A 26,817-nucleotide genomic window follows, 5' to 3' on the forward strand; every position below is an offset into this window, starting at 1 on the left:
GTACGGGGGCCGGTCGGTCGCGCCGGCCGACTTCCGCCCGCGCCGGACGAGTCGGGGTCGTCGCCGTGCCTGGAGGCTCGCGGCCGGGGCCCGGTTCCCGCGGCTCAGTGCAGGGCACCGATCGCCTCGGCGAGAGCCGCGGGGACGTCCTGTACGTATGCGTGCCGCCCGTCGCGGACCACATGGCGTCCGCCCACGACGGTGTGGCGGATGTCGGCGGCGGTGGCCGAGAAGACCGCGGCCTCGGCGGCCATGCGCGGCGCGGGCCCCACGGTGCGTACCGAGTCGGTCGCCACCGTCGTGAAGTCGGCGAGCATGCCCGCCTCCAGGCGGCCCGCCTCGGGCCAGCCGAGTGTGCGGTGCCCGTCCTCCGTTGCGGCGCGCAGCAGTTGGGCCGCCGTCCAGTGGCCGCGGGTGCGGGTGCGCAGGCGCTCGTCGAGTTCCAGGGCCCGCGCCTCCTCCAGCAGGTCGACGACGGCGTGGCTGTCGCTGCCCAGGGACAGGGTGGCGCCCGCGCGTTCCAGCCGGGGGGCGGGGCCGATGCCGTCGGCCAGGTCGCGTTCGGTGGTGGGGCACATGCACACTCCGACGGAGGCGTCGCCGAGCAACTTGACGTCCTCGCCGGTGAGATGGGTGGCGTGGACGGCCGTCGTACGGCGGCCGAGGACGCCGTGGTCGGCGAGCAGCCGCGTCGGGGTGCAGCCGTGTGCTTCCTGGCAGGCGTCGTTCTCGGCGGTCTGCTCGGAGAGATGGACGTGCAGCGGCGCGGAGCGCTCCTCCGCCCACTGAGCCACCGGGCTCAACTCCCTTGCGGGGACGGCCCGTACGGAGTGGATCGCGGCACCGATACGTGCGTGCCCGTTCTCGTCGGCGCGCAGCGAGGACGCCCGTTCGGCCCAGGCCGCGGCCGTGCCGTCGGAGAAGCGCGACTGCTGGCGGCCGGGCGGCTCGCCCCGGCCGCCGCGTCCGAACCCGGAGGCCAGATACGCCGTGTCGAGCAGGGTGATGCGGATGCCCGCGTCGGCGGCGGCGGCGATGAGGGCGTGGCCCATGGCGTTGGGGTCGTCGTAGGGACGGCCCCCGGGCGCGTGGTGGAGGTAGTGGAACTCCCCGACGCAGGTGATGCCCGCCAGCGCCATCTCGGCGTACACGGCACGGCCCAGGTCGTAGGCGGAGTCGGGGGTGAGGCGGCTCGCGACCTGGTACATCATCTCGCGCCACGTCCAGAACGTGCCGGAGCCGACCTGGACGGTGCCGCGCAGCGCACGGTGGAAGGCGTGCGAATGGGCGTTGGCGAGGCCCGGGACGGTGAGCCCGCGCAGCGGTTCGGCGCCCTGGGGCGGGGCGCCGACTCCCGTGCGTACGGCGGTGATCCGGCCGTCGCCGCCGGTCTCGACGAGGACGTCCGGCTCGACCGTCCCGTTGAGCCAGGCCAGGGAGCACCAGTACGTGCGCGAAGGGGCGGGGGACGCCGCCGAACGGGACGTCTGGGACGGGGAAGCCGTGGAAGAGGGCTTCGCGGACGAGGGCTTCGCGGACGGCGGCGTCATCGGCAGGCCAGCCCTTCGAGCACGTCGGTCAGGGCCCGCACTCCGGCCACGCAGTCGTCCTCGCGGGCGTGTTCGGCGGGCGAGTGCGAGACACCGGTGGGGTTGCGCACGTACAGCATCGCGGTCGGCACGGTCCCGGAGAGGATGCCCGCGTCGTGTCCGGCGCCGGTGGGCAGCAGCGGCGCCCCGCCGAGCCGCCGGGCGATCCGGTCGCGCAGTCCGTGTGCGAACTCCACGACGGGCGTGCGGGATTCACGGGTGACGCGCACATGGACGCCGTCCGCCTGCCCGCGCCGGGTGGCGGCGCCCTCGATGGCGGCGACGGCCGCGGCGAGCGTCTCCTCGTCGGCGGCGCGGGAGTCGAGCCAGCCGCGCACGAGGGACGGCACGGCGTTGACGCCGTTGGGTTCGGCCGCGACCTTTCCGAACGTGGCGAGTGCGCCGGTGCGTCGTGCCTCCTCGCGGGCGGCGAGCACGGTGGCGGCGTAGGTGAGCATCGGGTCGCGGCGGTCCTCAAGGCGCGTGGTGCCCGCGTGGTTGGCCTCGCCGTGGAAGTCGAACCGCCAGCGCCCGTGCGGCCAGATCGCGGAGGCCACGCCGACGGGGCACCCCTGCGGGCCGCTGTCCACGCCCTGGGAGGCGAGCGCAGCCGGGTCGGCGAGGGCGCGTCCCTGCTCGATGTGGAGTTCGACGAACGCACCGATGCGGGCGAGGCGTTCGGGGTCGGGCCCGATGGCGTCGGGGTCGTGGCCTGCGCGCTCCATGGCCTGCGCCAGCGTGGTGCCGCCGGAGTCGCGCAGCTCGTGTGCCTGCTCACGGGTCAGTCCGCCCACGCTGAGCCGGGAGCCGACACAGGCGAGCCCGAAGCGGGCGCCCTCCTCGTCGGTGAAGTTGACGATGCCGAGGGGCGCGGTGAACTGCGCGCCACGCGCCCGTAGTTCGTCGAGCGCGGCGAACGCGGAGACCACGCCCAGCGGCCCGTCGAAGGCGCCGCCGTCGGGCACCGAGTCCAGATGGGAACCGGTGACGACGGCCTCCCCGGGCGCGATGTCGCCGACGGTGCGCGCACCGAGCCACGCCCACTGGTTGCCGTTGCGGTCCGTCTCGCAGGCGAGGCCACGAGCTTCGGCCTGCGTACGGAACCAGGCGCGGCAGTCGGCGTCCGCGCCCGTCCATGCGTAGCGGCGGTAGCCGCCGGTCGGGTCGTGACGGCCCACCGGGGCGAGGTCCCGCCACATCTCGTGGAACGAGGCGGGCTCGGCCGACGGGGCGCCGTTCGCGCCCGCGCGCCCGCTGCGCGCGCCGCTCACAGAATTCCCCGAGGCCCCCGAGGCCGCCGAGGCCGCCGCTTGCGCCGCGTCAGCGCTGCCCGAGCCCGAACTGCCCGCGCCCGCCGCCGGGTTCGCGGGCGCCGCCGGGTTCGCGGGCGCCGCCGGTTCCGCGTCCTCGGCGGTCATGCGCCCTCTCCGCCTTCCCGGCTCGCCGTGCCTTCTCCGGTCTCCCGCATCGGCACCCGTACGCCCCGCTCCGACGCGATCTCCTCGGCGCGCTCGTATCCCGCGTCCACATGCCGTACGACGCCCATGCCCGGGTCGTTCGTCAGCACCCGGCGCAGCTTCTCGCCCGCGAGCGGCGTGCCGTCGGCGACCGTGACCTGGCCGGCGTGCAGCGAGCGGCCCATGCCGACGCCGCCGCCGTGGTGGATGGAGACCCATGTCGCGCCGGAGGACGCGTTGACCATGGCGTTCAGCAGCGGCCAGTCGGCGATGGCGTCCGAGCCGTCGCGCATCGCCTCGGTCTCCCGGTACGGGGAGGCCACCGATCCGCAGTCCAGATGGTCGCGCCCGAGCACCACCGGAGCGCTCAACTCCCCGCTCGCCACCATGTCGTTGAAGCGTTCGCCCGCACGGTCGCGTTCACCGTAGCCGAGCCAGCAGATCCGGGCGGGCAGCCCCTGGTAGTGCACCCGTTCACCGGCGAGCCTGAGCCAGCGCGCCAGCGACTCGTTCTCCGGGAAGAGTTCGAGCAGAGCGCGGTCCGTGGCCGCGATGTCCTTCGGATCGCCGGAGAGGGCCGCCCAGCGGAAGGGGCCCTTGCCCTCGCAGAACAGCGGCCGGATGTACGCCGGTACGAAGCCGGGGAAGTCGAACGCGCGCTCATAGCCGTGGAGCCGGGCCTCGCCGCGGATGGAGTTGCCGTAGTCGAAGACCTCGGCTCCCGCGTCCATGAAGCCGACCATGGCCTCCACATGGCGGGCCATCGACTCGCGTGCCCGCAGAGTGAAGTCGGCGGGCTTGTCCGCCGCGTAGCGCGCCATGTCGTCGAAGTCGACGCCCGCCGGAAGGTACGACAGCGGGTCGTGGGCGCTGGTCTGGTCGGTCACGATGTCGACGGGGGCGCCACGCCGCAGCAGTTCGGGCACCACCTCGGCGGCGTTGCCCAGCACGCCGATCGAGAGCGGGCGCCGCTCGTCGCGGGCCTTCGCCGCCAACTCCAGTGCGTGGTCGAGCGAATGGGCACGTACGTCCAGATAGCCGTGGCCGATGCGGCGCTCGATGCGGGACGGATCGCACTCCACGCAGATCGCGACGCCGCCGTTCATCGTCACGGCGAGGGGCTGAGCGCCGCCCATGCCGCCGAGCCCGGCCGTCAGCGTGACGGTGCCGGCGAGGGTGCCGCCGAACCTCTTCGCGGCCACGGCGGCGAACGTCTCGTAAGTGCCCTGGAGAATGCCCTGCGTTCCGATGTAGATCCACGAACCGGCCGTCATCTGCCCGTACATGGTGAGCCCGAGGGCGTCCAGCCGCCGGAACTCCTCCCAATTCGCCCAGTCGCCGACGAGGTTGGAGTTGGCGATCAGCACGCGCGGCGCCCACTCGTGGGTGCGCATGACGCCGACGGGGCGGCCCGACTGCACCAGCATCGTCTCGTCGCCTTCGAGGGTGCGCAGGGTGCGGACCATGGCGTCGAACGACTCCCAGTCCCGCGCCGCCTTGCCGGTCCCTCCGTAGACGACGAGCTTGTCGGGGTGCTCGGCGACCTCCGGGTCGAGATTGTTCTGAAGCATCCGCAGGGCGGCTTCCTGGGGCCACCCACGGGCACTCGGTTCGCTGCCGCGTGGCGCCCTTACGGGTCGCGGTCCTGACATCTCCCGTGCCTCCCTGCCGTGTGCCTGTCCCGACTCCCCCGACGTCAATTATTCACACACTCTACGGTGTGAATAGAACTAGTCAATATCGCAAGTGGTCCACACCCCTGGCAGAGGCCGACGTGTTTGGCTTGACGTATGCACGACTTCAGCAGCACCGCAGACGACACCGGGAAACCCGGGGAGACCGGGAGCACAGGGGCGGCACGGGAGACCGCCGGGCCCGGGGCCCGGGGCGAGACCCTGGGCGCCCGGCGCGACCTCGCCGTACGTGCCGCCGTGGAGCAGGGCCTGGTCACAGGCGACGGGCAGCCGATCGCCGCGCTCCTCGACATACGGGCGATACGGGAGGCGGCGGCAGCGCTCCGCACGGCCTTCGAGGGCGTGGCCGCCCCCGGCCGTCCCGTTCTGCACACCTTCGCCGTCAAGGCCGCCTCACTGGTGCCCGTGCTGCGCCTGCTCGACGGCGAGGGCATCGGCTGCGAGGTCGCCAGCCCCGGTGAACTGGCCCTGGCCCGGGCGGCAGGCGTACCGGCCGCGCATACGGTGCTGGACTCCCCCGCGAAGACCGTCGGCGAGCTGCGCGAAGCCCTCGGTCTCGGCATCGCCCTCAACGCCGACAACCCGGAGGAACTCGCCCGCCTCGACGAGCTGATCACCCCCGGCGGGCCCGCGCCCTCACCGCTGGGCCTGCGTATCAACCCGCAGATCGGGGAGGGCTCCATCGGCGCGATGAGCACCGCGACCGCCACCTCGAAGTTCGGAGTGGCCCTCGGCGACCCCGGTGCGCGCGAGTGGGTCGTAAGGGCCTACCGGGAGCGCCCCTGGCTGACGCGGCTCCACTCCCACGTGGGGTCCCAGGGCATGCCGCTGAAGCTGATGGCACAGGGCGCGCTGGCCACCTACGAGCTGGCGGAGGAGATCAACTCCGCGGTGGGCAGGCGGCAGATCGACACCCTCGACCTGGGCGGCGGCCTCCCGGTCAACTTCGGCAGCGACGAGATCACCCCGACCTTCGAGGAGTACGCACGGCTGCTGGCGGACACGGTCCCCGGGCTCTTCGACGGCCGGTACGGCATCGTCACCGAGTTCGGGCGGTCGCTGCTGGCGAAGGCGGGCACGGTTCTCGCCCGCGTGGAGTACGCGAAGTCCGCGGGCGGGCGGCACATCGCCGTCACCCATGCGGGGGCGCAGATCGCGGTACGTACGGTCTTCACGCCGGAGGCCTGGCCGCTGCGGGTCGCGGCATACGACGCACAGGGAGCGCCCAAGGGCGGAGACACGGCACACGGCGCGGGCGGCGCGGGCGCGGTCGAGCAGGACGTCGCCGGGCCGTGCTGCTTCGCGGGGGATCTGGTCGCCCGCGGACGCCTGCTGCCGCGCCTGGAAGCGGGCGACTACGCGGCGCTGCTGGACACCGGCGCGTACTACTTCTCCAACCCGTTCGGCTACAACTCGCTTCCACGGCCGGGGATTTACGGCTTTACGGCCGGCGGGGACGGGGTGCGGTTCACGACCGTGCGCGAGCCCCAGTCGCTGGAGGAGATCGTCGCGGACTCGGGCGGAGCGCACCGGGACGCGCTGCGGGAGGCGCTGCGGGACGCGTGAGCCCAGGGAGGGTCTGGAACTCGGTCCCGAACTGCGGTCCCGGACTCCCTTTCACGGGGCGGCCGTTCGAGGTCCGGTCAGGCCGCTTGCACCACCTGCTTCTCGGCCAGCTCCGTCAGCAGACCGAGCGCGGCGGCGATGGCGGGATGGCCGTCGCTGCCCCGCCGTGTGACGCTGAGGAAGCGTCGCGAGGGTACGTACCGGCCGGTCAGCGGCGTACGTACCAGATTCAGATGCGGGGGCAGCGGGGCGAGGCGCGGCACCAGGGCGATGCCGAGCCCGTGGGCGACGAGCGTGGCGACCACGCTCCACTCTCCTCGCCTCGTGCGCGACCGACGGCGCGAATCCGGCGCTGCGGCACGCGGCCAGCACCAACTGCCGTGCGGAGCAGCCGACTCCGGGCATGCCGATGATCCAGGGCTCGGACGCGAGGTCCTCCAGCGCGGGCCCCGGCTCGCGGACCTCGTGACCGGCGGTGGTGATCAGGTCGAACGGGTCGTCCAGCAGGGGCCGCTGGTCGAAGCGGCCGTCGTCGAGGGGCGGATTGTCCGTCATCGCCTCCACGACGGCCAGATCCGTCTCACCTGAGAACAGCAGGTCGAAGCAGTCGAGAGGCTCGGCCTCCCGCACCTTCACCGTCAGCGCGCTCCACTGCTGCTGAAGCCGTACGGCGAGGGGCACGAGCAGGGCCGACGCGGCCGTCGGGAAACCGGCGACGCGAAGCACTCCGCTCGGCTCCCCCACGGCCGTGGCGTGCAGCTCGGCCTCGGCGCGCTGCCACAGCTCCTCCATGGAGTCGGCGTGCCTGAGCAGCGCCTGCGCGGCCTCCGTCAGGCGCACCCGCCGCCCCTGGGGTTTCAGCAGCGTCACGCCCAACTCGCGGCCGAGCTGCCGTACTTGCTGTGAGACGGCCGAGGGCGTCAGATGCACGGCCCCGGCCGCCGCCGTCACCGTGCCGTACTGCTCTATGGCGCGGAGCACGGTGAGGCGTCGCAGATCAATCATGTAGCCGTTGTACACGATTCGGTGAAGAAATCGAACCTGGACCTGAACGATCGCTCCCGGCAGGCTTTCGGTAAGGGGACCTCACCGGCCCCCGCCGACTCACCGACCAGTCGGCCCGCCGAACTCACCGAGCGATGCGCCGGTGCGACGCGGACGAGAGACAACGAGTGGAGGAGCACCAGTGTCCGACTGCCCGCACTGCGGATGGCCCGACAGCCGTCCTGTCCAGGATCTGTCCCAACACCCCACCGAGGAAGGCGTATTGAGCTGGACGCGCTGTGTCTGCGGCTCCGTGCAGGCCAGGCTCCTCACCGCCGGTACGGTCAGGATCGTGGCCCGGGGGCAGCCCGCGCCCACGCACACCGGGGACAGGGAGCCGGAGGCCGCACGGGACGCCGCACGGCACCCCGCAGGCTGAACGGCCCCGGAGGCAACGCCGTTCGGCCATGGCGATTCGACGGCGGGGAAGGGCCCGGTCAGGCGCCGCCCCAGACCTCCTCCGCCGTCTCGACTATCAGCCGCAGCTTCGCCAACTGGTCGTCGATCGTGAGGTTGTTGCCCTCCAGCGTCGAGGAGAAGCCGCACTGGGGCGACAGGCAGAGCTGGTCGCCGTCGACGTAGCGGGACGCCTCCTCGATGCGGCGCTTCAGCGCGTCCTTGCTCTCCAACTCCGGACGCTTGCTGGTGACCAGACCCAGCACGACCTGCTTGCCCTTCGGCACAAAGCGCAGCGGCTCGAAGCCCCCGGAGCGCTCGTCGTCGTACTCCAGGAAGAAGCCGTCGACGTCGAGCGAGCCGAAGAGGGCCTCGGCGACGAAGTCGTAGCCGCCCGAAGCCACCCACGACGAGGCGAAGTTGCCCCGGCACATGTGCGTGGTGACGCGAAGGTCGCCGGGGCGCCCGGCGAGAGCGCGGTTGATGTTGGCGATGTACGTCTCGTGCTGGTGCTCGGGGTCGCCGCCGATCTCCGCTACGTGGCGGCGCTGTTCGGGGTCGTTGAGGTAGGCGAGGCTGGTGTCGTCGAGCTGGAGGTAGCGGCAGCCCAACTCGTAGACGCCGCGCACCTGTGCCGCGTACGCGTCGGTGAGGTCCGTCCAGAAGGACTCCATGTCCGGGTAGACGGACTCGTCGATCGAGGCGCGTCCGCCCCGGTAGTGGACCATGCTGGGCGAGGGGATGGTCAGCTTCGGGGTGGTTCCCTCCGCGACGGTGTCACGGAGGAAGGCGAAGGCGTCGGCGAAGATCGTGCCGTCCAGGCGCACCCGTTCGTCAACGTGGGCCGACGGCGGCGCCCACTCGATGTCGCCGTCCGCGTTGTGGAACTTCACCCGCAGATTGCCGTCCTGGACCTTGTTGATCCCGCCGAGCGAGTAGATGAAGTCCATGTGCCAGGACTGCCTGCGGAATTCGCCGTCCGTCGCGCTCCGCAGGCCGGCCTCCCGCTGCATGGCGACGACTTCGCGTACGGCCTCGTCCTCGGCGGCGCGCAGTTCGGAGGCGTCGATGCGCCCCGCGCCGTACTCCTCGCGAGCGTGCTTGAGCGCGGCCGGGCGCAGCAGGCTGCCCACGTGGTCGGCGCGGAAGGGCGGCAGCGTCCGCGGACCGCCGGCCGCCTCGCCGGAGGGCGTCGTCGGCGTCGTCGGCTCTGACGTCATGGGTGGTCCCTTCGTCCGGTGAGGGGCTCACACTGCTCCGGAGTGGTCCATTCCTCAACCATGTGTTCCGGTGTCCGGAAGCCAGGGCGGACGAACGTACGGAAATCAACGCAGTCTGGATCGGTACGCCGATGGGAAACTACGGCCCATGCCGGATTCTGAAGCTGCCCCTGACGCAAAGGGCCCCGAGCCCACCGCCCCCTCCGAAGGGCCCCCTCTCGTCCGCGCCATCGGACCCAGACTGCTGATCCTCTTCATCGTCGGCGACATCCTCGGCACCGGCATCTACGCCACCACCGGCAAGGTCGCCGGCAAGGTCGGCGGCGCGCTGTGGCTGCCGTTCGTGATCGGCTTCGCGGTCGCGCTGCTGACGGCGGCGTCCTACGCGGAACTGGTGGGCAAGTACCCGAGGGCGGCCGGTGCCGCGCTCTACACCCAGCGGGCGTTCAGGCTGCCGTTCCTGACCTTCATCGTGGCGTTCATGGTCATGTGCTCGGGGCTGTCGTCGGCGAGCGCGGCGGCACGTGCCTTCGCGGGCGACTATCTGGGCGAGCTCGTGGACGTACCCCCGACGCTCATCGCGATCCTCTTCGTGCTCGCCCTGGCGGCGCTCAATCTGCGCGGCGTCTCGGAGTCGGTGAAGACGAACGTCGTGCTCACCCTCGTAGAGCTGGCCGGACTGCTGATCATCATCGCCATCGGCGTCTTCGCGGTCTTCTCGGGCGAGGGCGACCCGGGCCGCCTGGGCGACGTCCATACCTCCGACGGCACCGGATACGCGCTCCTCACCGGCGTGATGGGGGCGACCGCACTGGGGTTCTTCGCATTCGTCGGCTTCGAGGACTCCATCAACATGGCCGAGGAGACCGTCGACCCCACCCGCAACTTCCCCCGCGCTCTGTTCATCGGCGTCACCGTCACCGGGACCGTCTACGTGCTGGTCGCGCTCGTCTCCTCGCTGCTCGTCGACTTCCGGGTACTGGAGAAGTCCAGCGGTCCGCTGCTGGAGGTCGTCAAGGCGGGCGGGGTCAGCTTCCCGCCCGAACTCTTCGCCGTCATCGCGCTGTTCGCGGTCAGCAACTCCGCGCTGATCAACATCATGATGGCGTCGCGCCTGTGCTACGGCATGGCCAACGAGGGCATCCTGCCCGCCGTGATGGGCCGTGTGCTGCCGCATCGGCGCACCCCGGTCGTGGGCATCGTCTTCGTCTCCCTGCTGGCCGTCGCCCTGGTCTCCACCGGCGAGATCGAGGGCCTGGGCGATACGACGTCCTTCCTTCTGCTGTGCGTCTTCGCCGTCGTCAACATCGCGGTCCTGGTGCTGCGCAAGGACCGCGTGGAGCACCGCCACTTCCGTACGCCGACCGCCCTGCCCGTCGTCGGCACGGTCGCCACGGCCCTGCTGGCGAGCCCGCTGGCCGACCGTGCGGCGGACGTATACGTACGGGCCGGGCTGCTGGTGGCGCTGGGCGTGGTGCTGTGGGCCGTGAACAGGGCCTTCCTGGGAATCACCGCACGCCGCCGATGAGTTCGCCCCGTCCACGCGGTCGGTACGAGTGACGGTAGACCGTGGGCGACGGGACGCCCGGGTGTCCGGGGCGGCCGGAGGGCTGCCACGGCGGCGTGCGCGGAAGGGCAGGCGGGCGGGCGATGGACGACGGTACGCCGGAGACGGGCACCGCGCTGCTGGAGCGGGCGCTCGGCTATGCGCTCTGCGCCGTACGGCCCGTGACGGCGCCGACGCTCGACCGGCCGACGCCGTGCGGGAGTTGGGACCTCGGGGCGCTGCTGTGGCACGCCTGCGACTCGCTGGCCGCGCTGTACGAGGGGTTCGAGGACGGGTACGTGGCACCGGCCGAGCGGGAGCCGAGGCCCGAGCCGGAGCCGGTACGGGACATGGGCCGGGAGCCTGTGCCGGGGACTGAACCGGAGTCGCAGCACAGCCTCGGGCGGGGGCGGACCGTCCGGGACGACGACCCGGCGGCGGTCTTCCGCGCACGGGCGTCGCGGCTGCTGGGCGCGTGGACCGCGGCAGAGGGCGGCGGACGCCTCGTCGCCATCGGCGATCTGCCGCTGACGGCGGCGGCCCTCGCCGGTGCGGGAGCACTGGAGATCGCCGTGCACGGCTGGGACGTCGCACAGGCCACCGGCCTGCCCCGGCCGGTACCGGCTTCGCTGGCGACCGTGCTGATGCGCACGGCACGGCAGTTGGTGCCCAGGCCCTCGGCCCGTCATCCGCTCTTCGGTCCGCCGCTCACGGTCCCGGCGGAGGCCGACCCCAGCGACCGTCTCGTCGCCTTCCTGGGCCGCGATCCGTACTGGGCATGGCGCAATCGGGCCCCCGGGTGCGGGAGTTCGGGACGTCCACGCTGACGACCTCCCGCACACCTCCCGCACGCCGCCGTGACGCCCCACAGCAAGCGGCCCGACGAACCACGCCACCCCGACAGTTGGCGCCCGCCCCCGTCGACACCTCACGCGGCGGACGCGGTTGCGCCGCTACTCCAGGAACAGCCCGCGCTCCGCCGCCCGAGCGTCGAACTCCTCCAGCCTCGACTGCGCCTCCGGCAGCCCGTCGCACATGGCCTCCAGCAGCACCCGCCCCAGCAGCATCGGCGCGCACGCGGTGTCGAAGACGAGCCCCGTGCCGACGGCCGCGGGAAGCAGCAGGTCCTCGGGATGTGCGACCGGCGCGAAGGCGCTGTCGGCGACGGTGACGATCCGCAGGCCCGCGCCCCGCGCGTGTCCGAGCGCTTCCGCGACCTCCTTGGGGTGGCGGGGCAGCGCGAAGCACAGCAGCACGTCCGCACCGGCACGTACACAGCCGTCGATACGGTCGGCCAGCATGCTGCCGCCCTCGTCCAGCAGCCGTACGCCGGGGTGGACCTTGGCGGCGAAGTAGGCGAAGCCCCGTGCCTGAGCGGAGGCGGCACGCAGCCCCAGCACGGGCAGTACGGGACTGGCCGCGAGCAGGCGTCCCGCGCGCTCCACGGGAGCCGGGTCCGCGAGCAGCGCCGCCAGGTGCCGCAGATTGTCGATCTCGGCGTGCACCGCCTGCTGATAGGCGTTGTACGGATCGGGCTCGGTGTCCCGCTCGCCGGACGCGCTCCCCGCCTCGGGCGCTGATTCCCGCAGGTGCCGGCGGAGCGCCGGATAGCCGTCGAAGCCGAGGGCCACGGCGAAGCGGGTCACGGACGGCTGGCTGACACCTGCCAGTTCGGCCAGTTCGACGCTGGAGAGGAACGGCGCGTCCCCGGCCTGCCGCACCATGCAGTGCGCGATGCGGCGCTGGGTGGGCGTGAGCCTGTGCCCCTCGAAGAGCTTCAGCAGCCGCGCGCTCGCGCTGCTCATCCCGTCCTCCCGCTGTCGCGCCGTCGCATGGTCAAAGGCCGTACCGCCGTACCGCCGTACCGGTGTGGAGCCGTCCCGCTGTCACCGCCGCCGCGGCCGAGGGTCCATGTGCTCGCGGTGGTGAGCCCCTGCCCCTGTGTACCGGCCGCGCGCCCCGCCCGTGCCGCACACCGGAGTTTCACAACGGGACCCTTGACAATCTATTCACCACAGAACGACTGTGCATGACTATATGCAGTCGGGCAAGGGAGCACGAATGCCCACCTCCCTCGTAGAGCGCCGCTCGATCGACGTCGTACCGGACGACGAGCGGCACGGCAGCGCCTTCAGCCAGTTCACGCTGTGGCTGGGCGCCAACCTTCAGATCACCGCCGTGATCACCGGCGCCCTCGCGGTCGTCTTCGGGGCGGGCGCGTTCTGGGCCGTGATCGGACTGGCCCTCGGCAATGTGCTGGGCGGAGCCGTGATGGCGCTCCACTCCGCGCAGGGGCCGCGGCTCGGCCTGCCCCAAATGATCTCCTCCCGGGCTCAGTTCGGGGTACGCGGCGCGATCGTGCCGCTGGCCCTTGTCATCGTGATGTACGTCGGCTTCTTCGCGAGCGGCAGCGTCCTCGCCGGTCAGGCCGTCGGCGAACTCACCAGGCTCGGCGAGACACCCGGCATCGTCCTCTTCGCGCTGGCCACCGGTGTCGCCGCCGCCGTCGGCTACCGCCTCATCCACACCCTCGGCCGCCTCGCTTCGCTGATCTGCGCGCTCGCCTTCGTCTATCTCGGCGCCCGCCTGATGGAACGAGCCGACCTCGGCGCGCTGCTCGCCGACCGCGCCTTCGAACTCCCCGTGTTCCTGCTGGCGGTCGCGCTGGCCGCCTCCTGGCAGCTCGCCTACGGGCCCTACGTGGCGGACTACTCGCGCTATCTGCCGCGTTCGACGTCCGCCCGCGCCACGTTCTGGTGGACCCTCGCCGGCACGGGGCTGGGCTCGCAGTGGTCGATGACCTTCGGCGCACTGGCGGCCGCCGCCGCGGGCGGGCGCTTCACCGGCCACGAGGTGGAGTACATCGTCGGCCTGGGCGGAGCCGGACTCCTGGCGTCCGCCCTGTACTTCGTCATCGCGCTCGGCAAGCTGACCATCAACGTGCTGAACACATACGGCGGTTTCATGTCGCTGGTCACCAGCGTCAGCGGATTCCGCGGTCAGGCCGTGCTCTCGCAGCGCGCCCGTGCCGCCTACATCGGCGGGATCATGGTGGCGGGCACGGCGCTCGCGCTCCTCGGCAAGGACAGCTTCCTCACCTCGTTCAAGGACTTCCTGCTGTTCCTGCTGACGGCGTTCACGCCCTGGTCAGCGATCAATCTCGTCGACTACTACCTGATCGCCAAGGAGCGCTACGACCTGCCCGCGTTCAGCGATCCGGGCGGGCGCTACGGCGCCTGGCGGTGGCGTGCCCTGACCGTGTACGGCATCGGGCTGCTCGCCCAATTCCCCTTCCTGGCGACCCACTTCTACACCGGGCCGTTCGTCGGGCCGCTGGGCGGCGCCGACGTCTCCTGGATCGTCGGGCTGGCCATGCCCGCGGCCGCGTACTGGATGCTCGCCCGGCACGACACCTCCCACATCCCGGACCGTACGATCCTGGGCACCGAACCTGCCGCGAGCAGCGGGGGTGGGGCCCGGCCGCACGCCGATACGGGGGCTAGCACCACTGCCGGGAGCGGCCCGCACGCGTAACGTCCCCGCACATGGACGCCCGCGACCCCGAGCTGACGCGAGAACTGAACGCGACGCTCCAGACCCGCAGAGAACTCGGCCAGGAGTACGACGAGGAGCTGATCTCCTCGTTCCTGGAGAAGTTCGACAAGCGTCTGGAGACGGTCGTGGACAACCGGCTGCGCCGGCAGGCGGCCGAGCAGCAGATGGCCGTCGCCCGCGGCGCGCGGCCCTCCTCGGGCGGGGCCTCGCCCTCGTATCCGGAAGGCATGGGCCCCCGGCTGCTGGCGGTGGCCTCGCTGGTGCTCGCCGTGCCGCTGTCGGCCATCGCCGCCGTCAACACGGGCCTGCCGGGGCTGCTGGTGTGCTGGGCGGGCATCGTCGGCGTCAACGCCGTGCAGGCGAACGGATTCCGGCTCCCCTTCGGACGGGAGCGGGACGGCAGCCGCAAGACGAGCGACTGGGACTAGGCGAGCCACGCGAGGGGCCGGAGACGGCGGGGGCCGCCGCACCCCGGCGCCGTCGCCGGGGCGGGACGAACGGCGGCCCCCGCCTGGATACACGCCGGCGTCAGTACCGGTCGCGTCCTGGCGTACACGGACCCGGGAGCCGCACCGGAGTTCCACGACGCCTGCGCACTCCACTGTGCGGGACGAGTGTCAACTGCGCGTTTCGCGGCCGTGACACTCTCCCACCGAGCCGGCTCGACCCATCACCCCGTCGCCCCATCGCCTCGATGTGTCACGCCACTTCGAGGCGCGCCCTCACTTCGATCGGGCACTCACTTCTTCGTGCCGCTCGCCAGATACGCCAGCAGATCCTGCCTGCTGAGCACGCCCACCGGCTTGCCCTCCGCCAACACCACTGCCGCGTCGGCCCGTTCGAGCACCGGCATCAGGTCGCCGACGGACTCGCCCGAGCCGACGTGCGGCAGCGGGGCGCTCATGTGCTTCTCCAGCAGGTCGCCCAGCGAGGCCCGCTGCGCGAACAGCGCGTCCAGCAGCTCCCGTTCGACGACGGACCCCACGACCTCGGCGGCCATCACGTCCGGATGCCCCGCACCCGGCTTGACCACCGGCATCTGCGAGACGCCGTACTCACGCAGCACCTCGATGGCCTCGCCGACCGTCTCCTCGGGATGCATGTGCACGAGGGAGGGGATGGGGCCCTCCTTGTGCCGCAGTACGTCTCCCACCCGTACCGCCGTGGCCTCGCCCTCCTCCAGGAAGCCGTAGTCGTTCATCCACTCGTCGTTGAAGATCTTGCTGAGATAGCCGCGGCCGCCGTCCGGCAGCAGCACGACCACCACGTCGTCAGGGCCCAGCCCGCGTGCGACCTCCAGCGCGCCCACCACGGCCATACCGCAGGAGCCGCCCACCAGCAGGCCCTCCTCCTTCGCCAGACGCCGCGTCATCTGGAAGGAGTCCTTGTCGGAGACGGGAACGATCTCGTCCGCCACGCCGCGGTCGTAGGCCTCCGGCCAGAAGTCCTCGCCGACGCCCTCCACCAGATACGGACGGCCGGAACCGCCGCTGTAGACCGAACCCTCGGGGTCCGCGCCGACGATGCGCACGCGCCCGTCGCTGACTTCCTTGAGGTAACGGCCGGTTCCGGAGATGGTGCCGCCGGTGCCGATGCCCGCGACGAAGTGCGTGATCCGCCCGTCGGTCTGCCGCCACAGCTCCGGCCCGGTCGTCTCGTAGTGCGAGCGCGGGTTGTTGGGGTTGCTGTACTGGTCGGGCTTCCATGAGCCGGGGGTCTCGCGCACGAGCCGGTCCGAGACGTTGTAGTACGAGTCGGGGTGCTCGGGGTCGACGGCCGTGGGGCAGACCACGACCTCCGCGCCGTAGGCGCGCAGCACATTGATCTTGTCCGTCGAGACCTTGTCGGGACACACGAACAGGCAGCGATAGCCCTTCTGCTGGGCGACGATGGCAAGCCCGACGCCGGTGTTGCCGGAGGTGGGCTCGACGATGGTGCCGCCCGGGCGGAGTTCGCCGGACGCCTCCGCCGCCTCGATCATCCGCAGCGCGATCCGGTCCTTTACGGAACCGCCGGGGTTGAAGTATTCGACCTTCGCGAGCACCGTGGCACGGATACCCTCCGTAACACTGTTGAGCTTGATCAGCGGGGTATCGCCGACAAGGTCGATCATGGACTCGTGATACTGCAACGTGGTCTCCGCGCGTCCGTGGGCAGCGTCGTTGCATGCCCTTACCGTCACGATATTGCGCAACACGCGCACACCGGAGGCCCGTTGCGAAGGTTGCAGAGCGGTCCCCACGGGGCAACACAGTGTTAAGGGCGCTCGGCCCGCACGTCACAGGACGCGCACCGAGCGCTCACACCGACTACCCAACCAGAGTGCCCTTTCATGCACTCGGCCCGGTGTCGTCCCAGGTGACACACGCGTCACCGTGGCCGCGGCAGACTCACGAAGCACCAGCAGGAGGCGGACCAGAAACATGCCGATGTCGAAGGCGGCGAGCGCAAGAGTGGCACGGCGGATCGCGACCGCGGCCGCATACGGCGGCGGCGGCCTCAGCCTGCTCGGCGGCGCCGCGGTCGGACTGCTGTTCACCGAGGCCCAGCTCGCCAAGCGCAGGATCGGCGGCTCGGACGACGAACCGCCCAAGGCCGACGGCGTCTACGGCGCCGCCTTCGCAGGACAGCACCGGGGACGCCCCGTAAGGCTCGGATTCCTCGGCGACTCCACCGCGGCGGGGCAAGGCGTCCAACTGCCCCGCCAGACACCGGGAGCGCTGCTCGCCTCGGCGCTCGCCGCCGTCGCCGAACGTCCCGTGGAACTGCGCAACGTGGCGCTGCCCGGCGCCCAGTCCGACGACTTGGAGCGCCAGGTCACGCTGCTGCTGAGCGAGCACGACCTCGACCTCGCGCCCGACGTCTGCATCATCATGATCGGCGCCAACGACGTGACCCACCGGATGCCCCCGTCCCGTGCGGTGCGACTGCTGTCCGACGCGGTGGCGCGGCTGCGTACCGCGGGATGCGAGGTCGTCGTCGGCACCTGCCCCGACCTGGGCTCCATCGAGCCGGTGGGGCAGCCGCTGCGGTGGGTCGCACGCCGGCTGAGCCGGCAGCTCGCCGCCGCGCAGACCATCGCGGTCGTCGAGGAGGGCGCCCGTACGGTCTCGCTCGGCGACCTGCTCGGGCCCGAGTTCGCGGCGCACCCGCGGGAGCTGTTCGGACCGGACAACTACCACCCCTCGGCGGAGGGTTACGCGACGGCCGCCATGGCGATACTGCCGACGCTGTGCGCCTCGCTCGGGCTGTGGCCCACGGAGGACGAACGGCCCGACGCGGCACGGCGCGAGAGCATCCTGCCGGTGGCGCGGGCGGCGGCCGAGGCCGTCACAGAGGGCGGCACGGAGGTCGCGGGAGTGCGCGGGCCGTGGGCGCTGCTCAAGCACCGCCGCAGGCGGCGGCTCCCTCCGGCGGAGGAGATCGAGGCGACGCCGGAACAGGCCCTGTAGCGGAACGGGCCTCGCGGCAGAGCGAGCCCCACGGCAACGGACCCTGCTCGACGGGCCCCGCCGCAACGGGCCCTGAACGCGGGCCAGTCGGCGGCCCGTGTGCCGGCACCCCCCGGTATCCGCGCTTCCCGGCCTACGGTGGACAGTGGGCCCGGCGCACGGGCCCGGGTACGGCACCCGTACCACTTGGAAAGCAAGCGCTTAGAAAAGAGTCCCGAGTCACACCGTGCAAGCCGTGACCCCCGGACTACGGGCAGGTAGCTTCCCGGAGGAACCCGGAAGACCCGCCTCCCGCAAGGGAATCGGTCCCTCCCGGCGAATTCCGGGTTCCGTCAGGACCCCTGGCCCCGCCAGGGCCCCGGTTCAGCCCGAGCCCGTCGACCCTCTGGAGCCGTGATGCCCGAAGCAGTGATCGTCTCTGCCGCCCGCTCGCCCATCGGACGCGCCTTCAAGGGGTCGCTGAAGGACGTACGTCCCGACGACCTGACCGCGCACATCGTGAAGGCCGCCCTCGACAAGGTGCCGGAACTCGACCCCGCGCAGATCGATGACCTGATGCTGGGCTGCGGCCTGCCGGGCGGCGAGCAGGGGCACAACCTCGGCCGCGTCGTGGCCGTACAGCTCGGCATGGACCACCTTCCGGGCTGCACGATCACCCGCTACTGCTCCTCGTCGCTCCAGACGACCCGCATGGCGATGCACGCCATCAAGGCGGGCGAGGGAGACGTCTTCATCTCGGCGGGCGTCGAGACCGTCTCCCGTTCCGTCAACGGGAGTTCGGACGGCATGCCCGGCACGCACAACCCCCTCTTCGCCGACGCCGAGGCCCGTACCGCCGAGCGCGCCGAGAAGGGCGGCTCGGGCTGGGAGGACCCGCGCGAGAGCGGGCAGGTGCCCGACGTCTACATCGCGATGGGGCAGACCGCGGAGAACCTGGCCCGCCTCAAGGGCGTCACGCGCAGGGACATGGACGAGTTCGGCGTACGGTCCCAGAACCTCGCGGAGAAGGCCATCGCGGACGGCTTCTGGGAGCGGGAGATCACGCCCGTGACGACGCCTGACGGCGACACCGTGGCCAAGGACGACGGGCCGCGTGCGGGCGTGACCCTCGAAGGCGTCGAGGGCCTCAAGCCAGTCTTCCGCCCCGACGGACTCGTCACCGCCGGAAACTGCTGTCCGCTCAACGACGGCGCCGCCGCGCTGGTGGTCATGTCCGACACCAAGGCACGGGAGTTGGGCCTCACGCCGCTGGCCCGGATCGTCTCCACCGGCGTCTCCGGCCTCTCCCCCGAGATCATGGGCTACGGGCCCGTCGAGGCGAGCAAGCAGGCGCTCGCCCGTGCGGGAATGACTATCGGCGACATCGATCTCGTCGAGATCAACGAGGCGTTCGCCGCCCAGGTCATCCCCTCCTACCGCGACCTCGGCATCGATCTGGACAAGCTGAACGTCAACGGCGGCGCCATCGCCGTCGGGCACCCCTTCGGCATGACGGGCGCACGGATCACCACGACACTGCTCAACTCCCTGAAGTGGCACGACAAGCAGTTCGCCCTGGAGACCATGTGCGTCGGCGGCGGCCAGGGCATGGCCATGGTGCTGGAGCGCCTGAGCTGACGGGCGCGGGGATGTGATTTATCCCCCTGGACCGGTGTGTTCCCCCAGCTCACGGGCGCTGTGGCGACGTAGATGACAGTTCACCTCTGTCCTATTCACGGAGTTTGGGACTACGGTCGACTTTCCCTCGGGCTTCTGCCTCGCGCTTTCGCCGGGCGGGGGCCCGGCGGAGGTCTCCTCCGGGGCTGCCCCCGGGGAGGTCCCATCAGCGTTCGGGGGGAACGAACGGAACCAGGAGTACGTCTGTGAGCGCCATATCTCTGCTGCTGCTCGCGACCTCGGTGGCCTCCGCCGCGGTCGCCGGCGCGGCCCTGCACTCGGCGCGCGACCTGCGCCGGCGGCTCGACGAGTGCGCGCGTAACGCCGGTGCCAAGGTCCCGCACGCTCGTTCCGCAGAGGAGATCCACAGCATCGTCGTCGAGGCGATCGCGGAGGAGCGGGAGCGGGAGCTGGCCGAGGCCCGTGCCGTGTGGAGGGCGCAGGAGTCGGGCGCGGCAGGCGCCGACGACGACGCGACGCTCGCCGGACGCGGCACGGAGTACGAGATCGTCCCCGTACTGGACGCACTGCTGCGGGGCCGCGTCGACGAGGACGTCCTGCGCGGGCTTCGCGAGCTCCGGGACCGTGACATGCCGGGGCCGGGCATCTTCGTGCCGCGGCAGTCGGGCCCCGATCTGGAGCCCATGGACCACGGGGACAACCTCACGGACCACGAGGGCCTCACGGAGCACGGCGGCCTCACGGAGCACGGCGGCTTCACCGACCCCGGAGGTCCCGGAGGCCCCCGCGACCACGGCGGCCTCACGGACCACGGCGGCCCGGTGGATCACGGTGTGGACCACGGCGTACCGGGCGACGGCGGCCAGGACCATCAGCACCCCGGGATCGCGGCGGCCCGCCGCCGTCACCCCTCGGAGCCGGACTTCACGCTCCGCGGCGAACCCGCCGTCCCGGCGCAGACTCCGCTGCGCGCGAAGGACCACGAGGGCCGTGAGCAGACCGTGGGGCGCCTGGAGAAGCTGGCGGAGGCCCGTACACCGCTGTCTGACGTACGGCAGGGCCCGCTGGGCACGCTCGACGTCTACCTCTTCCAGGACGGTACGACCGTGTGCCTCTCGCCCGGCCACCGTGAGACGGCGGAGGCCCTGCGCGAGGCGCTGCGCGAGGGCGATGTGCCGGTGCTGATGGGCGGCTCCAGCGTCTCCGGCGCGTACGCCCTGACGTTCTCATACGGCGAGGGCCGCACCGCCTATCTCCTCGCGGACCGCGTCATCGCCTCCCGCTAGGTCGCCGCTGCCCGCAGGGGCTTCGGTGCCCGGCAGGTCATCGCTTGCCGGTCGCGGCGGCGGCGATTCGCGCGGTGCCGAGGTGAACGAGCCCGACGGCGTCGGTGAGTTCATGATCGGCATCAAGTTCGACGACGATTTCCGCCAGATCGTGTGCGGCCACGAGAAGCTGGTCCCCGACCGCGAAAACACCCACGTCCGGAAGCTCCAGCGGGTCTCGTCCGGGGAACTCCAGACGCTGTGCCCGCACCGCCAACTCCCGGGCCAGCGCCAGCCCTTCAGCGGCTGCACCCCTGCGCAGAGCGCTCTCCGGGAGGGTCCGCAGACGGTCCGCGGCGGGCTGCACCGCGGTGATCAGAGAGGCCGTATCGAGCACCTCGCAAGGGTATGCGCCCCCGACACACTGTTGCCAACGTCCGCGCGCTCAGGCACCTTGGCGGGAAGGACTCCATAAGGCAGCGTCCGGAGGCGCCGATGTCCCAGATCTTCTCCGAAGAGACCCACCGGAACATGCTCACCCGCATCCCTCATTGCACCGGCCGAGAAGTATCCGACTGGCTGCGGACCGTCGACGAAGGCCCTTCCCTCTTCCGCTTCGAGGAGAAGGTGAGCTGGCTGCGTGGCGAGCACAACCTCGCCTACGGCCACGCGAAAGCGATCATCCACGAGTACGACCTGCGGCGCGCAGCGCGCCACCTGTAGTAAGCCCCTCTAGGACCTTACTGAGACTTCCTGTTCCACTTCCGGATACTTCCGGTGCGTGCATACGAAGGGCCCGGAGGACGGTGAACGTCCTCCGGGCCCTTCGTCGTGCGGTCCTGCGCTCAAGTCAGCGCGCAGACCGGCGACTTCAGTCGTTGCCTTGCAGAATCGCGATCAGCCGCAGGAACTCCAGGTAGATCCACACCAGCGTCAGGGTCAGCCCGAACGCCGCCAGCCAGGACTCCTCGCGCGGAGCGCCGTAGGAGATGCCGTCCTCGACCTGCTTGAAGTCGAGCGCCAGGAACAGCGCACCGATCAGAATGCCGACGATCCCGAAGAGGATGCCCATCCCGCCGCTGCGGAAGCCGAGTCCGTCACCGCCGCCGAAGACGGCGAACAGCAGGTTCACCATCATCAGCAGCACGAAGCCGATGGCCGCCGCCATCGCGAAGCGGTAGAAGCGGCGGGTGACCCGGATGATGCGGGTCTTGTACATCACGAGCACCGCGGCGAAGACCGCCATGGTGCCCAGCACGGCCTGCATGGCGGCGCCGTCGGCGATGTAGCTGTCGACGAAGTTGCTGATGGCGCCGAGGAAGAGACCTTCCAGGGCCGCGTACGCGAGGATCAGCGCGGGCACGGCCTTGCGCTTGAAGGACTGGACGAGCGCCAGCACCATCGCGACGAGACCGGCGCCGATGGCGAGCGGCAGGGCCAGGTCCGTGATCCAGGCCACGGCCGCCATGACGACGACGAGACCGACCGTCATGCCGGTACGTGCGACGACGTCGTCCATCGTCATCACGCCGGTCTGCGGCGGGGCGGCGGGCGGGGCGCCGTAGGGCTGGCCGACCGCCTGCGGCTGCTGCTGGGCGTAAGGGTTGTTCGCGTAAGGGCTGTTCGCGTAAGGGTTCCCGGCCTGCGGCTGCTGGCCGGCGTCGAAACCGGCATAGCCGCCTGAGCGGCTGAACCCCCGTCGCGAGAAGACCGGGTTGCTGCTCCTCATCTCACTCCTCCATGGCCGCACGGCACGGCACTAGCCTTCAGAGTAATGCGTTAGCAAAACCAGCACGCTACTCCGAAGTCAAGAACGAAGAAAAGCGGCTGCTGGTTCCGTCTTGGTTCCGTTCTTGTACCGCTGCGGCCCGCCATCGACACTGCCCTTACGGGCCCGGACGGGCGGGCCTCGGGGAGACGGGCCGCCCGCGTCAGCCGAAGGTGTGCGTGCCGGGTGCGGTGAGCAGGGCCAGCAGTGCGACGCCCGCGACCGTCCAGGCCACGTAGTCCCCGATGTGCCCGGACTGCAACCTGGCCGGGAGGCGCAGCAGCCGTTCGGTGCCTTCCGAAGGCGTGCGCCGCCGCAGGCCCAGCAGTGCGGCGCCTACGCCGAGCGCCGTCGACAGCAGACCCAGCAGTACGCCGACGGCGGTCCAGTGCGCGGGGGGACCGGGTGCCGGGCGCGGGTTCACGCCGTCCAGCACGACCGACTCGTAACCCTCGTGCGAGGCGAAGAACTGCGCCGCGTCGGCCGTGGCCGTGGCCCACTGCGGGACGATCCCCGCGGCCAGGGCGGCAGCGAGCAGCACGGCGGGCACCGCGAGCATCGTGACGGGGATGCGGCGCAACCGGCCGCCGGTCTCGGGTGGTTCGTCGCCACGGGTGCCGACGTCGCCGGTGCTGTCGGCGTCGGTGGCGAAGTCCTCCGTGCGGTCGCTGCGGTCGCTGCGTTGGCCGGTGTGGTCCGCGCTCCCCGCGGCCCCCGTCCGCCGCCGCACCTCCTCCGGGCGCGTTCCCACTCCGGCGAAGACCCGCAGCCCTGCACGCAGCACCGCGCCGCCGGTCACCGCGGAGGCCAGTACGAACACCGCGGTCAGCCAGTGGCCAGTGTGGCCCGCGGCCTCCTCGGCGACCGCCTTGCCCAGCGACGTGCCGAACGGCGGCATCCCGCACACCGCGAGCCCGCCGAGGACGAACAGGCCGCCGGTGAGGGGGAGTTCGCGTGCCTTCCCGTGCAACTCCCGCTCGTCGACGGAGGCGTAGCGGTCGAGCAGGATGCCCGTGCAGGCGAACAGCGCCGCCTTGACGCAGCCGTGCGCCAGTACGTACAGCGACGTGCCCGCGGTGCCCTCGGCGGTCAGCAGCCCGGCGCCGATCAGGAACAGCCCGATGTGCGCGACCGTCGAGAACGCCAGCAGCCGTTTGAGGTGCCGCTGCCGCCAGCTCATCGCCGCGCCGAGCAGCGCGGTCACCACGCCGACGGCGACGAGGGCGCGGCCGACGGCCTCCTGCGGCAGTCCGCCGGGTCCGGCGAACACCGTCCAGTACAGGCGGGCGACACCGAAGACGCCCAGCTCGACCATGACGCCGGACAGCAGCATCGACACCGGTGTCGGGGCGACGGCGTGCGCGTCCGGCAGCCAGAAGTGGAACGGCACGGCCGCGGCCTTCACCAGCAGCCCGGCGGCGACCAGTACGAACGCCGCGAGAACCAGCGCGTCGGGGTGCTGCCCGTCGAGCCGGCGCCCGGTCTGTGCGAAGCCCAGCTCGCCGGTGCGTGCGTACAGCAGCGCGATGCCCAGCAACATGGCGTAGCCGCCGAGGGAGTTGACGATGCCGAAGGCCAACGCGCCCTGCACCGGCCGCCGTTCCTCCACGCGGAAGCCGGTGAGCGCGTATGCGACGACGCCCATCAGCTCGAAGAACACGAACGAGTTGAAGAGATCGCCCGTCAGGCAGAAGCCGCACATGCCCGCCTGGAAGATCAGCATCAGCGCGGGGAACGAGCCGCTTCCGCGCCGGGGCGGCTCCTCGAAGTAGCGCCAGGAATACAGGAGTACGGCGACGACGAGCAGCGATGCGAAGGCCGCCAGCCCCAGCGACAGCGGGTCGCCCGCGAGTACGATCCCGACGCCCTGGCCGCCCGGTCCCGGACGCCATCCGCCCAGCCACTCGACGACGTAGGGGTCGCCGTGCGCACCGCCGAGCAGCGCCGCACCGGCGAGCACCGCGGACACCGCGGCGAAGGCGACGCTCACGCTGTCCGAGGCGACGCGGGGCAGCCGTCTGCCGCCCGCCGCGAGCACGGCGGCACCCAGCAGCGGCACCACGACGACGAGCGGCAGCAGCCGCGCCACGTTCACCCGTGCATCACCCCTGGACCACGCTCGTCCGCCCCCACCCGTCAGCCCTTCAGCGCCGAGAGCTGGTCGGGGTCGACGGTGCCGTGCCGCTTGTGCAACTGGATGACGAGGGCCAGCAGCAGCGCCGTCACGGTGGCGCCCACGACGACGTCCGTGAGGGTCAGCGCCTGTACGACGGGGTCGACGACGCGGGCGTCCTTCGGCACGTCCGCGTAGACGGGCGCGGTGCCGCCGTCCCGGTAGCCGACGGCGAGCAGCAGTACGTATGTGGAGGACTGGGTGACGGAGAGGCAGCCGACGGTGTGGATGAGATCGCGGCTGACGACGATTCCGTAGACGCCGATCAGGAAGAGCCAGCCCGCGACGAGGTAGGGCAGCAGGGTCATCCGGCGTCACCGCCGCTCCCGTCGGGCGTGCCGCCGGATGCCGGGGCGTGCGACGGCTCCTCGATCTCCACCGCCTGGTCGAGGAACGTCGCCAGCAGCACGACCACTCCGCAGGCCACCTCCATGCCGACGGCCGCGTTGAGCACGACGACGGTGCCCGCCGAGGTCAGCGTGCCGAACGTCCCCCAGGGCAGGACGTTGGCGAGGAAGGCCGACCCGGCCAGCACCGTCGCGACGCCGGTCACCACGTAGGCGGCCTCGCCGGTCGCGTCCCCGATCTCGTACAGCGACAGCGGCCGTACACGCTCCAACGCCCCGTAATCGGCGGCCACATAGAGCAGATGAAGTGCCGTGGCCACGACGACGCCGCCCTGGAATCCGCCGCCGGGCGTGATCTGCCCGTGCGCGACGACGTAGAGGCCGGTGAGGAGCGCTACGGGCAGCATCGCCACTCCGAGGCGGCGGATCGCGCCCGAGACCCGGGCCCGGCGCGGCGGCCGGCGGCGCTCCCCCGCGATCTGACGCAGCAGCACCACGGCACCGAGCACGGCGGAGAAGAGGATCGTCTCCTCGCCGAGGGTGTCGAGGGCGCGCTGGTCGAAGTTGACGGCGGCGACGGCGTTCGCGGTGCGGTGCGCGAAGGCCGCACGTACGGCACGGTCGCCGTAGGGGTGGAAGTCGCCGCCGAAGGGCGGCAGTCGGACGAAGGCCGCGACGAAGAGCAGCGCGACGGCGGCTGCCGCCACGAGGAAGAGCACGAACCTGGCCCGCCGGGTCACCGCCGCTCCTCCCCGCCGCCGGCGTCCCGGTCGCCGGCGTCCCGGTCGCCGCGGGTGCCCTGGTCATCGGAGGCTCCCGTGGTCTCTGAGGCCGTGGAGTCGCCTGTTCCGCGCCGAACCTTCCGTACCGTCAGCACGATCATCAGCGGCGTCAGCGCCGAGCCGACGGCGAGCTGCGACAGGCTCACGTCCGGCGCCTGTACGAGGGCGAAGAGCAGCGCGAGCGTCAGTCCCAGGAAGGAGAGCACGAGCGCCTGACGCAACGGCTCATGGTTGAGCACGGCTGCCGTGGCCGTGACGGCGACGAGTACGAGGGCCACGGCGATCAGCACATCGGTCACCCGGAGCCGCCCCCTCCGCCTCGCCGGGCGCCGATGCCGTGCCCGGCGCCGGACTCGTCCTGCGCATCGGACCTCCGCGTCGTGCCGGGCCCGTACGTTCCATCGCACTCGTACGGTCCGCCGGACTCGCCGGACTCACCGGACTCACCGGGCTCCGCTCCCGGCCCGGGCTGAGGCTCGGGCTCCGGCTCCCCCGACTCGGCGCTGGTCTGCGAACCCCCGCCCGTCACCAGTGCCCCGGCCAGCAGCAGGCCGCCGATCACCAGCACCTTGACGGCCTGACGCCCCGGGCCCGCGGTCACGCACAGCGGTACGACGGACGCCGGTACGCCCACGAGGGCCGTCCATCGCACGACGCGGGCGGGCCGCAGTCCGCCGAGGAACCGCGCGTACACGAGCGTGCCGGCGGGCGCGAGGACGGCGAGCACCAGTGCCAGGTCGAGGAAGTCGGGACGGCGGAAGCCCTGGGCGGAGAGCAACAGCGCGATGGCGACGAGGAGTTGGGCGAGGTTCAGGGCGACGAGCCGCCGGGCGGGCGCGCCGGTCGCGACGTACCACAGCACCGGCGCCAGACACAGCGAAGGCAGCGCGGCGGCGATGAGCCAGCCCTCGGACGTGCTCACTCCGTGCCCACCTCCCGCCGGGCGGCGAGCCGTGCCGCACGTGCGCCGACGGCGGCGGGGACGGCAGCCACGGCGCCGACGGCGGCCTCGACGGCGTCCACGGTCGAGATCAGCATCAGCCACAGCCCCGTCAGCGCGACCCACCACGCGACCACTTCCGGCAGCGCCCTGAGACCCTTCGCACCCCGCCGAACCGCGAACACCCCGGCCTCACCTCGCCTTCTGGGCGAGTGGGTACCACGCGCCGGGTCACGCACACCTGCACCGGCTCATGGCGGACGGGGGCCGGGCGGGACCGCGGGGCCTGAGCGGCGCGGGTACGGGGACTGACAGCGCGCGGGGCGCTTCGCATGTTCCGGGCGTGGATGTCCGGGAGTTCGGCCAACGGGCGCAACTTCGTCTGCGGCACGCGGCGCCGCCGTAC

At 71.9% G+C, this 26,817-nt stretch carries 25 protein-coding genes; 10 read left to right on the plus strand and 15 right to left on the minus strand.

Annotated elements, in window-relative coordinates:
* Positions 1-104: 104 nt before the first annotated feature.
* The 3 genes from MMA15_RS09620 to hutU form a co-directional block, all read right to left on the minus strand.
* A complete protein-coding gene (locus MMA15_RS09620) occupies positions 105-1,550 on the minus strand; it encodes a formimidoylglutamate deiminase (protein WP_241058696.1) in 1,446 nt (481 codons plus the stop codon).
* Positions 1,547-2,788, minus strand: a complete 1,242-nt coding sequence (locus MMA15_RS09625) for an allantoate amidohydrolase (RefSeq protein ID WP_241063110.1) — start codon at positions 2,786-2,788, stop codon at positions 1,547-1,549. Before MMA15_RS09625 ends, MMA15_RS09620 begins: the two co-directional genes overlap by 4 nt.
* Before the next feature lie 215 nt (positions 2,789-3,003).
* On the minus strand, positions 3,004-4,698 hold the full coding sequence (gene hutU, locus MMA15_RS09630; RefSeq protein WP_241058697.1) for a urocanate hydratase: 1,695 nt from the start codon (positions 4,696-4,698) through the stop codon (positions 3,004-3,006).
* 138 nt (positions 4,699-4,836) lie between these two features.
* Here hutU and MMA15_RS09635 point away from each other — a divergent pair, with 138 nt between their 5' ends.
* Entirely contained in the window at positions 4,837-6,306 is a 1,470-nt protein-coding gene (locus MMA15_RS09635; RefSeq protein ID WP_241058698.1) for a type III PLP-dependent enzyme domain-containing protein, read from the plus strand.
* A 51-nt stretch (positions 6,307-6,357) separates the two neighbouring features.
* Here MMA15_RS09635 and MMA15_RS09640 read toward each other — a convergent pair whose 3' ends face one another.
* Entirely contained in the window at positions 6,358-7,311 is a 954-nt protein-coding gene (locus MMA15_RS09640) for a LysR family transcriptional regulator (RefSeq protein ID WP_443732549.1), read from the minus strand.
* 181 nt (positions 7,312-7,492) lie between these two features.
* Between MMA15_RS09640 and MMA15_RS09645 the strand changes: the two genes are divergently transcribed.
* Complete coding sequence (locus MMA15_RS09645) at positions 7,493-7,729, plus strand: hypothetical protein (protein WP_241058699.1); 237 nt, start codon at positions 7,493-7,495, stop codon at positions 7,727-7,729.
* 58 nt (positions 7,730-7,787) lie between these two features.
* On the opposite strand, the gene MMA15_RS09650 is transcribed toward MMA15_RS09645, so the two are convergent.
* A complete protein-coding gene (locus MMA15_RS09650; RefSeq protein ID WP_241058700.1) occupies positions 7,788-8,966 on the minus strand; it encodes a 5-methyltetrahydropteroyltriglutamate--homocysteine S-methyltransferase in 1,179 nt (392 codons plus the stop codon).
* Positions 8,967-9,114: 148 nt separating this feature from the next.
* Between MMA15_RS09650 and MMA15_RS09655 the strand changes: the two genes are divergently transcribed.
* Positions 9,115-10,494 (plus strand): APC family permease, encoded by a 1,380-nt coding sequence (locus MMA15_RS09655; RefSeq protein WP_241058701.1) that lies wholly within the window; start codon positions 9,115-9,117, stop codon positions 10,492-10,494.
* Between the two features lie 122 nt (positions 10,495-10,616).
* On the plus strand, positions 10,617-11,339 hold the full coding sequence (locus MMA15_RS09660) for a maleylpyruvate isomerase family mycothiol-dependent enzyme (protein WP_241058702.1): 723 nt from the start codon (positions 10,617-10,619) through the stop codon (positions 11,337-11,339).
* A 126-nt stretch (positions 11,340-11,465) separates the two neighbouring features.
* On the opposite strand, the gene MMA15_RS09665 is transcribed toward MMA15_RS09660, so the two are convergent.
* Positions 11,466-12,317 (minus strand): MurR/RpiR family transcriptional regulator, encoded by an 852-nt coding sequence (locus MMA15_RS09665; protein WP_241058703.1) that lies wholly within the window; start codon positions 12,315-12,317, stop codon positions 11,466-11,468.
* 256 nt (positions 12,318-12,573) lie between these two features.
* Here MMA15_RS09665 and MMA15_RS09670 point away from each other — a divergent pair, with 256 nt between their 5' ends.
* Both MMA15_RS09670 and MMA15_RS09675 read left to right on the plus strand, forming a co-directional pair.
* Positions 12,574-14,046, plus strand: a complete 1,473-nt coding sequence (locus tag MMA15_RS09670; protein WP_241058704.1) for a purine-cytosine permease family protein — start codon at positions 12,574-12,576, stop codon at positions 14,044-14,046.
* 11 nt (positions 14,047-14,057) lie between these two features.
* Positions 14,058-14,495 carry a hypothetical protein gene (locus tag MMA15_RS09675; RefSeq protein WP_241058705.1) on the plus strand — a complete coding sequence of 146 codons (438 nt, stop codon included), beginning with the start codon at positions 14,058-14,060 and terminating at the stop codon, positions 14,493-14,495.
* Between the two features lie 311 nt (positions 14,496-14,806).
* On the opposite strand, the gene MMA15_RS09680 is transcribed toward MMA15_RS09675, so the two are convergent.
* Entirely contained in the window at positions 14,807-16,198 is a 1,392-nt protein-coding gene (locus tag MMA15_RS09680) for a cystathionine beta-synthase (RefSeq protein WP_241058706.1), read from the minus strand.
* A gap of 298 nt (positions 16,199-16,496) precedes the next feature.
* Here MMA15_RS09680 and MMA15_RS09685 point away from each other — a divergent pair, with 298 nt between their 5' ends.
* From MMA15_RS09685 to MMA15_RS09695, 3 genes are all read left to right on the plus strand, one after another.
* Entirely contained in the window at positions 16,497-17,519 is a 1,023-nt protein-coding gene (locus MMA15_RS09685; RefSeq protein WP_372498331.1) for an SGNH/GDSL hydrolase family protein, read from the plus strand.
* A 396-nt stretch (positions 17,520-17,915) separates the two neighbouring features.
* The gene (locus tag MMA15_RS09690) at positions 17,916-19,136 is read left to right on the plus strand and encodes an acetyl-CoA C-acetyltransferase (protein WP_241058708.1); all 1,221 of its coding nucleotides are present in this window, start codon (positions 17,916-17,918) and stop codon (positions 19,134-19,136) included.
* Between the two features lie 245 nt (positions 19,137-19,381).
* The gene (locus MMA15_RS09695; protein ID WP_241058709.1) at positions 19,382-20,422 is read left to right on the plus strand and encodes a hypothetical protein; all 1,041 of its coding nucleotides are present in this window, start codon (positions 19,382-19,384) and stop codon (positions 20,420-20,422) included.
* A 37-nt stretch (positions 20,423-20,459) separates the two neighbouring features.
* On the opposite strand, the gene MMA15_RS09700 is transcribed toward MMA15_RS09695, so the two are convergent.
* Positions 20,460-20,798, minus strand: coding sequence for a hypothetical protein (locus MMA15_RS09700; protein ID WP_241058710.1), 339 nt, complete (start codon positions 20,796-20,798; stop codon positions 20,460-20,462).
* A gap of 98 nt (positions 20,799-20,896) precedes the next feature.
* On the opposite strand from MMA15_RS09700, the gene MMA15_RS09705 reads away from it, so the two are divergent.
* The gene (locus MMA15_RS09705; RefSeq protein WP_241058711.1) at positions 20,897-21,124 is read left to right on the plus strand and encodes a DUF4287 domain-containing protein; all 228 of its coding nucleotides are present in this window, start codon (positions 20,897-20,899) and stop codon (positions 21,122-21,124) included.
* Between the two features lie 148 nt (positions 21,125-21,272).
* Here MMA15_RS09705 and MMA15_RS09710 read toward each other — a convergent pair whose 3' ends face one another.
* From MMA15_RS09710 to MMA15_RS09740, 7 genes are all read right to left on the minus strand, one after another.
* Positions 21,273-22,130: a Bax inhibitor-1/YccA family protein gene (locus tag MMA15_RS09710; RefSeq protein WP_241058712.1), complete on the minus strand. Its 858-nt coding sequence runs from the start codon at positions 22,128-22,130 to the stop codon at positions 21,273-21,275.
* Between the two features lie 202 nt (positions 22,131-22,332).
* Positions 22,333-24,264, minus strand: a complete 1,932-nt coding sequence (locus tag MMA15_RS09715) for a complex I subunit 5 family protein (RefSeq protein ID WP_241058713.1) — start codon at positions 24,262-24,264, stop codon at positions 22,333-22,335.
* A 41-nt stretch (positions 24,265-24,305) separates the two neighbouring features.
* Complete coding sequence (locus tag MMA15_RS09720; RefSeq protein WP_241058714.1) at positions 24,306-24,650, minus strand: sodium:proton antiporter; 345 nt, start codon at positions 24,648-24,650, stop codon at positions 24,306-24,308.
* Positions 24,647-25,429: an MnhB domain-containing protein gene (locus MMA15_RS09725; RefSeq protein ID WP_241058715.1), complete on the minus strand. Its 783-nt coding sequence runs from the start codon at positions 25,427-25,429 to the stop codon at positions 24,647-24,649. Before MMA15_RS09725 ends, MMA15_RS09720 begins: the two co-directional genes overlap by 4 nt.
* A complete protein-coding gene (locus tag MMA15_RS09730) occupies positions 25,426-25,770 on the minus strand; it encodes a Na(+)/H(+) antiporter subunit B (RefSeq protein ID WP_241058716.1) in 345 nt (114 codons plus the stop codon). The genes MMA15_RS09725 and MMA15_RS09730 overlap by 4 nt, the downstream gene beginning before the upstream one ends.
* The gene (locus MMA15_RS09735; RefSeq protein WP_241058717.1) at positions 25,767-26,393 is read right to left on the minus strand and encodes a monovalent cation/H+ antiporter complex subunit F; all 627 of its coding nucleotides are present in this window, start codon (positions 26,391-26,393) and stop codon (positions 25,767-25,769) included. The genes MMA15_RS09730 and MMA15_RS09735 overlap by 4 nt, the downstream gene beginning before the upstream one ends.
* Positions 26,390-26,596, minus strand: a complete 207-nt coding sequence (locus tag MMA15_RS09740; protein ID WP_241058718.1) for a hypothetical protein — start codon at positions 26,594-26,596, stop codon at positions 26,390-26,392. The genes MMA15_RS09735 and MMA15_RS09740 overlap by 4 nt, the downstream gene beginning before the upstream one ends.
* Between the last annotated feature and the right edge of the window lie 221 nt (positions 26,597-26,817).

This window comes from Streptomyces marispadix (genome assembly GCF_022524345.1).
Classification (GTDB): domain Bacteria; phylum Actinomycetota; class Actinomycetes; order Streptomycetales; family Streptomycetaceae; genus Streptomyces; species Streptomyces marispadix.

What these genes read in the sequence shown, in the direction of transcription:
- MMA15_RS09705 (WP_241058711.1), top strand. Translation starts at nt 20,897, where the DNA reads ATGTCCCAGATCTTCTCCGAAGAGACCCACCGGAACATGCTCACCCGC.
- MMA15_RS09625 (WP_241063110.1), bottom strand. Translation starts at nt 2,788, where the DNA reads ATGTGGCGGGACCTCGCCCCGGTGGGCCGTCACGACCCGACCGGCGGC.
- MMA15_RS09620 (WP_241058696.1), bottom strand. Translation starts at nt 1,550, where the DNA reads ATGACGCCGCCGTCCGCGAAGCCCTCGTCCGCGAAGCCCTCTTCCACG.
- MMA15_RS09665 (WP_241058703.1), bottom strand. Translation starts at nt 12,317, where the DNA reads ATGAGCAGCGCGAGCGCGCGGCTGCTGAAGCTCTTCGAGGGGCACAGG.
- MMA15_RS09675 (WP_241058705.1), top strand. Translation starts at nt 14,058, where the DNA reads ATGGACGCCCGCGACCCCGAGCTGACGCGAGAACTGAACGCGACGCTC.
- MMA15_RS09650 (WP_241058700.1), bottom strand. Translation starts at nt 8,966, where the DNA reads ATGACGTCAGAGCCGACGACGCCGACGACGCCCTCCGGCGAGGCGGCC.
- MMA15_RS09655 (WP_241058701.1), top strand. Translation starts at nt 9,115, where the DNA reads ATGCCGGATTCTGAAGCTGCCCCTGACGCAAAGGGCCCCGAGCCCACC.
- MMA15_RS09720 (WP_241058714.1), bottom strand. Translation starts at nt 24,650, where the DNA reads ATGACCCTGCTGCCCTACCTCGTCGCGGGCTGGCTCTTCCTGATCGGC.
- MMA15_RS09710 (WP_241058712.1), bottom strand. Translation starts at nt 22,130, where the DNA reads ATGAGGAGCAGCAACCCGGTCTTCTCGCGACGGGGGTTCAGCCGCTCA.
- MMA15_RS09640 (WP_443732549.1), bottom strand. Translation starts at nt 7,311, where the DNA reads ATGATTGATCTGCGACGCCTCACCGTGCTCCGCGCCATAGAGCAGTAC.
- MMA15_RS09670 (WP_241058704.1), top strand. Translation starts at nt 12,574, where the DNA reads ATGCCCACCTCCCTCGTAGAGCGCCGCTCGATCGACGTCGTACCGGAC.
- MMA15_RS09690 (WP_241058708.1), top strand. Translation starts at nt 17,916, where the DNA reads ATGCCCGAAGCAGTGATCGTCTCTGCCGCCCGCTCGCCCATCGGACGC.
- hutU (WP_241058697.1), bottom strand. Translation starts at nt 4,698, where the DNA reads ATGTCAGGACCGCGACCCGTAAGGGCGCCACGCGGCAGCGAACCGAGT.
- MMA15_RS09685 (WP_372498331.1), top strand. Translation starts at nt 16,497, where the DNA reads ATGTCGAAGGCGGCGAGCGCAAGAGTGGCACGGCGGATCGCGACCGCG.
- MMA15_RS09660 (WP_241058702.1), top strand. Translation starts at nt 10,617, where the DNA reads ATGGACGACGGTACGCCGGAGACGGGCACCGCGCTGCTGGAGCGGGCG.
- MMA15_RS09635 (WP_241058698.1), top strand. Translation starts at nt 4,837, where the DNA reads ATGCACGACTTCAGCAGCACCGCAGACGACACCGGGAAACCCGGGGAG.